Origin of the sequence: Halomonas sp. (assembly GCF_014859505.1) — a bacterium.
Classification (GTDB): domain Bacteria; phylum Pseudomonadota; class Gammaproteobacteria; order Pseudomonadales; family Halomonadaceae; genus Halomonas.
In genome coordinates this window covers 1-7,049 of record NZ_JACUUD010000133.1, presented here as the reverse complement: position 1 = coordinate 7,049, position 7,049 = coordinate 1, and the positions used below count along the sequence as shown (strand labels likewise).

At 69.5% G+C, this 7,049-nt stretch carries 6 protein-coding genes; 4 read left to right on the top strand and 2 right to left on the bottom strand.

From position 1 onward, the window contains the following. Positions 1-1,031, bottom strand: a 1,031-nt coding sequence (locus IBX53_RS13560; protein ID WP_290910127.1) for an ABC transporter ATP-binding protein, incomplete at its 3' end; no start/stop codon positions are given. A 158-nt stretch (positions 1,032-1,189) separates the two neighbouring features. Here IBX53_RS13560 and IBX53_RS13555 point away from each other — a divergent pair. From IBX53_RS13555 to IBX53_RS13540, 4 genes are all read left to right on the top strand, one after another. Beyond that, positions 1,190-2,065: an AEC family transporter gene (locus tag IBX53_RS13555; protein WP_290910125.1), complete on the top strand. Its 876-nt coding sequence runs from the start codon at positions 1,190-1,192 to the stop codon at positions 2,063-2,065. A 121-nt stretch (positions 2,066-2,186) separates the two neighbouring features. After that, a complete protein-coding gene (locus tag IBX53_RS13550; protein ID WP_290910123.1) occupies positions 2,187-3,350 on the top strand; it encodes a PQQ-dependent sugar dehydrogenase in 1,164 nt (387 codons plus the stop codon). 105 nt (positions 3,351-3,455) lie between these two features. Further along, positions 3,456-4,943, top strand: a complete 1,488-nt coding sequence (locus IBX53_RS13545) for an ATP-binding protein (protein ID WP_290910121.1) — start codon at positions 3,456-3,458, stop codon at positions 4,941-4,943. Next, positions 4,940-6,352, top strand: a complete 1,413-nt coding sequence (locus IBX53_RS13540) for a sigma-54 dependent transcriptional regulator (RefSeq protein WP_290910119.1) — start codon at positions 4,940-4,942, stop codon at positions 6,350-6,352. Before IBX53_RS13545 ends, IBX53_RS13540 begins: the two co-directional genes overlap by 4 nt. Positions 6,353-6,464: 112 nt before the next feature. Here IBX53_RS13540 and IBX53_RS13535 read toward each other — a convergent pair whose 3' ends face one another. After that, positions 6,465-6,854, bottom strand: coding sequence for a hypothetical protein (locus tag IBX53_RS13535; protein ID WP_290910117.1), 390 nt, complete (start codon positions 6,852-6,854; stop codon positions 6,465-6,467). Positions 6,855-7,049: the final 195 nt, after the last annotated feature.

Genomic DNA, 7,049 nt, shown 5'->3' with positions numbered 1-7,049 from the left:
ACGGTGATCGGCACCGCCAGCAGGTCGAGGATGCGCCGGGTGCTGGCCATGGCGCGCTCGAAGAGGTCGATCACCTCGGCAAGGCCCGTCAGCGGCCAGAGCAGCCGCTGGGTGAGGAACACCAGCACGCCGTAGGCGCCCACGTTGAGGTCGCCGCGCAGGGCGAGCATGCCGCCCACCGTGAAGGTGGCCAGGAAGCCGGCCAGTATCGCCATGCGGATCACCGGAATGAAGGCGGAGCTCACCCGGATCGCCCGGCGGTTGGCCTCCACGTAGGCCTCGCTCACCTCGCGCAGCCGCGCCGCCTCCCGGGCCTCGCTGGTGAAGCTCTTGATGGTGGCGATGCCGGCCAGGTTGTTGGAGAGCCGGCTGGCGAGATCGCCCACCTTCTCGCGCACGTCGGCGTAGAGCGGCCCCGCCTTGCGCTGGAAGAAGAAGGCGCCCCAGATGATCAGCGGGATGGGGGTGAAGGCGAGCAGCGCGATCAGCGGCGAGATCACGAAGAACACCGCCCCCACCGCCACCACGGTGACCCCCACCTGGATCAGGGAGTTGGCGCCGCCGTCCAGGAAGCGCTCCAGCTGGTTGACGTCGTCATTCATGGTGGCGACCAGCTGCCCCGAGCTCTTCGACTCGAAGTAGGCCATGTCGAGGCGCTGGGCGTGCTCGTAGGTGTCCAGGCGCATGTCGGCCTGGAGCCGCTGGGCCAGGTTGCGCCACAGGATCTTGTAGAGGTATTCGAAGATCGATTCGCCGGCCCAGATGAAGAAGGTCAGCACGGCCAGCATCAGGATCTGTTCCTGCGCCGACTCGAAGCCCAGCCGCGCCACGAAGCTGTGCTCCTGGTTCACCACCACGTCGATGGCCACGCCGATCAGGATCTCCGGGGCGATATCGAAGAGCTTGTTGATGATCGAGCAGACGGTGGCGGCGATGATGCGCCGCCGGTAGCCGCGGGCGTAGCGCAGCAGGCGCACCAGCGCCTGGAAGCTGTTGGGGGAGCCGGTCGCAGGTGAGGCGGTGATCGTCATGGGGCATCCTTGTGCTCAGCAGCGAAGCATAGCCGAGGGCGCCGGCTAATGCTGCCCTCCTCCTCGGGCCTGCCAGACGATGCCCTTGCCCCCTGGCGCTTGCCACTTCCCCCGCGGAATGAGGACAATGGCGCGCTTGGAACCGCCAAGGACCTCTCATGATCGCCGAACTCTTCGCCGTGATGGCCCCGGTGCTGGCCGGCGCCGGCCTGGGCTTCACCTGGGTCCGCCTCGGCCATCCCTACCCGGTGGAGTTCGTCACCCGGCTGGTCTTCAATATCGGCACCCCGGCGCTGATCATCGCTTCGCTGGCCAATGCCGAGATCGACGCTGGCAGCGTCGGGCGCACGATGCTGGCGGCGGCCCTGGTGATGACCGCCATGGCTGCCGCCACCCCGCTGATGGCGCGGCTGCTCCGGCGCGACTGGCGGGTGGTGCTGGCGCCCATGATGTACCCCAACACCGGCAACATGGGGCTGCCGGTGGTGCTCTACGCCTTCGGCAGCGCGGGCTTCGCCTTCGGCATCACGGTGATGGTCACGGTGTCGCTGTTCCAGTTCACCGTGGGCTCGATCATGGCAAGCCAGGGCAATGCGCTGAAGACCCTGGCGCGCACGCCCACCGTCTACGCCATCGTGATCTCGCTGGCACTGCTGCTCACCGATACCTCGCTGCCGCGCTGGCTCGACAACAGCGTCGACCTGATCTCCGGCTTCACCGTGCCGCTGATGCTGATCACCCTGGGGGTCTCCCTGGCCAGCATCCAGGTCCGCAGCCTCAAGTCCGGGGTCGGCTTCAGCCTGGTGCGCATCCCGGTGGCGGCAGGGCTGGCCTGGGGCATCGGCGCCCTGCTGGGGCTGCCGCCCCTCGCCCAGAGCATTCTGGTGCTGCAGATGAGCATGCCGGTGGCGGTCTTCAACTACCTCTTCGCCCAGAAGGCCGGCCGCGAGCCCGCCTACGTGGCCAGCCTGGTGTTCTGCTCGACCCTGATGTCGCTGCTCTACCTGCCGCTGCTGCTGATCTGGCTGATGTAGCCGGCAGCGTCGCCAGATGGCGACAGGGAACACCCCCAGCTCGCTGGAGTCGCTAGACTGTTGAAGGGCTCACTCAGGAGTCCTGACCGCACCAAGCGAGATCAACGAGGGGGAGTACGGAATGCCTGCCTTTCTACGACAACTGCCCGCCGCCCTGCTGCTGGGTGGCCTCGCGGCCGGTGGCCAGGCGCTGGCCGCCGAGACCCGGCCCGACATAATCGTCGAACGGATCGACACCGCACACCACGATCTACGCCTGGAGCGCGTGGCTACGGGGCTCGAGCATCCCTGGGCCGTGGCACAGCTGCCCGACGGCAGCTTCCTGGTCAGCGAGCGCCCCGGCCGCCTGGCCCACATCAGCGAGACGGGCGAGATCAGCCACCTGGGCGGCGTGCCCGAGGTCAACGCCCGCGGCCAGGGCGGCCTGCTCGACGTGGTGCTGCATCCCGATTACGGCACGGGGGATGGCGAGCACGACTGGGTCTACTTCACCTGGAGCCAGGCCGGCAGCGGTGGCACCGCCACCACCCTCTCCCGGGCGCGCCTGGGCGACGGTGCCCTGACGGACGTCGAGGAGCTCTTCGTCCAGGACCGCTTCTCCGGCCCCGGTCGCCACTACGGCTCGCGCCTGGCCTGGCTGCCCGACGGCAGCCTGCTGATGAGTATCGGCGACCGCGGCAGCCACCCACCCCGCGCCCAGGACAGGAGCGACCACGCCGGCAGCGTGCTGCGCCTCACCGCCGACGGCGAGGCGGCGGACGATAACCCCTTCCTCGCTGACGACGGCGCCCTGGCGGAGCTGTTCAGCGTCGGCAACCGCAACATCCAGGGCATGACCGTGGCCGCCGACGGCCGCGCCTGGGCCACCGAGCACGGCCCTCTCGGCGGCGACGAACTCAACCTCATCGAGGGCGGCGAGAACTATGGCTGGCCCGAGGTAAGCCTGGGCGTGGACTACTCCACCCGCCAGCCCATTGGCGCCGACTCCCTCCCCGGCATGCGTGACGCCCAGTACATCTTCGAGGGCCGCTTCGCCCCCTCGGGCCTGGCCGAGGTGGCAAGCGACCACTTCCCCGAGTGGCGGGGCAACCTGCTGGCCGGTGGCCTGCGCAGCGAGCTGCTCAAGCGCCTGGTGCTGGAGGGCGATGGCGTGGCCGAGAGCGAGGTGATCCTCGACGGCGAGATCGGCCGTATCCGCGACGTGCGCCAGGGCCGCGACGGTGCCCTCTACCTGCTCGATGACGACGCCCGCGGCAGCCTCTATCGGCTGGTGCCGGCGGACTGACAGTGTGCCACGCACGGCCGGGGTAGCGTCCGGCCTCCACGCTTCCTTCAGCCCTTCCGGCCCCGCCACTGGTGGGGCCGGCCTGCGCCAGCCACGGGAACCCGCATGCGACTGCGCAACCTCATCATCCTCACCGTCATCGGGCCCTTGTTCCTGATCCTGGTGGTCTTCAGCCTGGTGGCGATCCACTCGCTGGAGGACAACGTCCGCTCGAAGCTGCAGACCGAGGTCCAGATCATCACTCATGCCATCGGCACTTCGCTGGGCTACGCCATGGTTCGCGAGTCTCCGGAGTCGCTGGAGGAGTCGCTGCACGCGGCCTTCTCCTTCCACCGCATCTACGGGGCCTATGTGTTCGACCTCGAGGGCCGGGAGATCTACGGCCTGGGGCTCGGCGAGTCGCTCTTCGAACCCGAGGAGATCCGCGAGGTGGTCACGGCCGGGGAGCCCACCGGCGACTATCGTCAGCATGATGGCTGGACCTACTACTCCGCGCTGATGCCGCTGACCACCCCCGACGGCGAGGTGCACGGGGTGCTGCAGGTCAACCGCCTGAACACCGGCATCGAGAACTACACCGGCTTCCTGACCCTGGTGGCCAGCCTGGCCTTCCTGGTCGGCTCGGCCGGCATCGTGATGGGCATCTGGTGGGGTTTCCGGCGCCATATCGAGCGCCCCATCAACCGCCTGCTGGAGGTGATGGCCCGGGTCGAGGGCGGCGACCGTGAGCAGCGCGCAGCGCCCCGCGGGCCGGAGGAGTACCGCCGCCTGGCGGTGGCCCTCAACGGCATGCTCGACGCCATGGCCGAGAAGGATGCCGACATCGAGGCGCGCCGTCTCAACGAGATCGCCCTGGAGAAGCGCCTGCGCAAGTCCCGCAAGCTCGCCGAGCTCGGCGTGCTGGCCGCCGGGGTGGCCCACGAGATCGGCGCGCCGCTCACCGTGATCAACGGCCAGGCCCAGCGCCTGGCGCGCCGCGAGGTGATCGGTGTCGACGAGCGAACCCGCCTCGGGCGCATCCGCGGCGAGGTGGAGCGCATCGTCGCGATCGTTCGCCAGCTGATGGAGCTGGGGCGGCGCCACAACGTCGAGAAGGAGTGGGTCAGCCTGGACACCCTGGTGAAAGGGGCCCGCCAGCTGGTGGAGGAGGAGCTGGAGCAGTGCGGCATCCGCCTGGACACCGAGCTCCCCCCCACGTCCCCGCGGCTGCTGGCCAACGGCCAGCAGCTGATCCAGGTGCTCACCAACCTGTTGCGCAACGCCACCCAGGCCGAGGGCACCCGCCGCGTGCGGCTGAGCGCCGAGTCCCGCGGGGAGCAGCTGTACCTGTGGCTGGAGGATGACGGCAACGGCATCCTCCAGGAGGACAAGCCCCGGGTCTTCGACCCCTTCTTCACCACCAAGCCGGTGGGCCAGGGCAGCGGCCTGGGCCTCTCCATGGTCCACCGCATCATCAACGACCACGGCGGGACCATTGGCGTCTTCGACAGCGAGCTCGGTGGCGCCGGCTTCGAGATCGTCCTGCCCCTCGATGATCGCCTCCAGGACGAGGCGGCATCATCCGACACCGACCCGCGAGGACTCGCCACGTGACCCGGAAGGACCCCGCCACCCCCTGCCCCATCCTCATCGTCGAGGACGATCCGGCCATCCTGGAGCTGCTCGAGGAGGAGCTTCAGGAGGCCGGCCACGCCACCCTGGGTGCGGCCAGCGCAGAGGAGGCCATCGCCACCCTCAGCCACACTCCGGTGGCCCTGGTGATCAGTGACGTGCGCCTGCCGGGCATGAGCGGCCTGGCGCTGCTGGAGCAGCTGCGTGCCGAGAACAGCGCCCTGGGCTTCATCGTCATCACCGCCTTCGGCACCATCGACCAGGCGGTGGAGGCGCTCAAGCTCGGTGCCGATGACTTCCTGACCAAGCCGCTGGACCTGGAGACCGTCCGGGAGGCGGTGTACCGGGTGCTGGAGCACCGCCGGCTGGCCGAGCGCTTTCGTCAGAACGGGCCGCCCGGCCACTTCCACGGCATCATCGGCGAGAGCGAGCCGATGCAGGCGCTGTTCCACGACGCCGCCCGCCTGGCAAAGAGCGATGCGCCGATCCTGGTGCTCGGCGAGAGCGGCACCGGCAAGGAACTGCTGGCCCGGGCGATCCATGCCGAGAGCCCCCGCGCCGAGAACCCCTTCGTGGCGGTCAACTGTGCCAGCATCCCGGCCGAGCTGATGGAGAGCGAGTTCTTCGGCCACGTGAAGGGCGCCTTCACCGGGGCCAGCGACCACCGCCAGGGGCTGTTCCAGTCGGCCCGGGGCGGCAGCCTGTTCCTCGACGAGATCGGCGAGATGCTGCCGGGGCTGCAGGCCAAGCTGCTGCGCGCCCTGCAGGAGAAGACCGTGCGGCCGGTGGGCGGCGAACGGGAGGAGCCGGTGGACGTCCGGATCATCGCCGCCACCCACCGCGACCTGGAACAGGAGATCGAGGCCGGCCAGTTCCGCAGCGACCTCTTCTATCGGCTGGAGACCTTCTCGCTGCGCATCCCGCCGCTGCGCGAGCGGGAGGGGGACCTGGAGCGGCTGATCGCGGCGCTGATCGACAAGCACGCCGACGCCCAGGAAAAGCCCATCGAGAGCATCGAGCCCGCCGCCCTGCAGGCGCTGCTCGCCTATGGCTACCCGGGCAACGTGCGCGAGCTCGAGAACGCCATCATGCGCGCGGTGACCCTGGCCGACTCGGGCGAGATTCGCCATGCCGACCTGCCCGAGCGCCTGCGCGAACAGGCCGAGGCATCACGTCGCGAGAGCGGCGAGGCCCTATCCGACAACCTTGCCACTGGCCTCTCTACCCAAGCCGCTACACAAGCCTCGATCCAGGCCTGGCCACGGCTGGAAGAGGTCGAGGACCGCTATATCCGCAAGGTGCTGGAGGCCACCGGCGGCAACAAGCGTCGCACCGCCGACATCCTGGGTATCGCCCGGCGCACCCTCTACCGCCGCCTCGACGACAGCTGAACGCGCCCGGGAACAGGCAAGAAAGAACGGCACAGGCAGAAAAAACCCCTGCCGGTGACAGGGGCTGAAGGGTGCGGTCCAGCCGCGCCGGGGAACACCACCATGACGGGTCTTACTCTTGCGGCATCTCCCACTCGTCGTCCCCGCCGCCGGGCTGGGAAGCACCCGGCTGGGCCGCACCCGGCTGGGTGGCACCCTCGCCGCTGGGCATGGGCTCGGTGCCGCTGCCGAAGCCGGGCTCATCGGCCGGGGCGCCGGGGTCTGCCGGGGCACCGGGCTCCGCCGGGTTGGCCGGATCGGCCGGAGCCGCGGGGTCGGCCATGGGATCGCTGGCGGCCGGGTCTGCCGGATCGGCCGGGGCCGCGGGGTCGCCCGGCTGGGTGGTGGCGGCCGGGTCCTGGGCCTGCGGGTCATGCATGTCGGCAACGGCCAGCGGGCCGGTCACGAGGCCAAAGGCCACGCCGAGAATGCCGAGTGCCTTGAGGGATTCCTGAGTCTTCATCCTGCACCTCCATTTCGCGGGATATCGCGGTTGTCGCGAGTGATTGACCGCCGCCGATGGCGGTCGTGGACAAGAACGAGTCGGCTCATCGGTTGGGCGAGCCGGTCACAGGCTGCCGGCTTCCTCGTCCTCCATCATCGGTTCCTGATCGGCCATGGGGTCGTCGCCCATGCCGCCGCCTTCCATGCCACCCTC

Coding starts and splice junctions, on each gene's coding strand:
- IBX53_RS13535 (WP_290910117.1), bottom strand. CDS start 6,854: ATGAAGACTCAGGAATCCCTCAAGGCACTCGGCATTCTCGGCGTGGCC.
- IBX53_RS13555 (WP_290910125.1), top strand. CDS start 1,190: ATGATCGCCGAACTCTTCGCCGTGATGGCCCCGGTGCTGGCCGGCGCC.
- IBX53_RS13545 (WP_290910121.1), top strand. CDS start 3,456: ATGCGACTGCGCAACCTCATCATCCTCACCGTCATCGGGCCCTTGTTC.
- IBX53_RS13550 (WP_290910123.1), top strand. CDS start 2,187: ATGCCTGCCTTTCTACGACAACTGCCCGCCGCCCTGCTGCTGGGTGGC.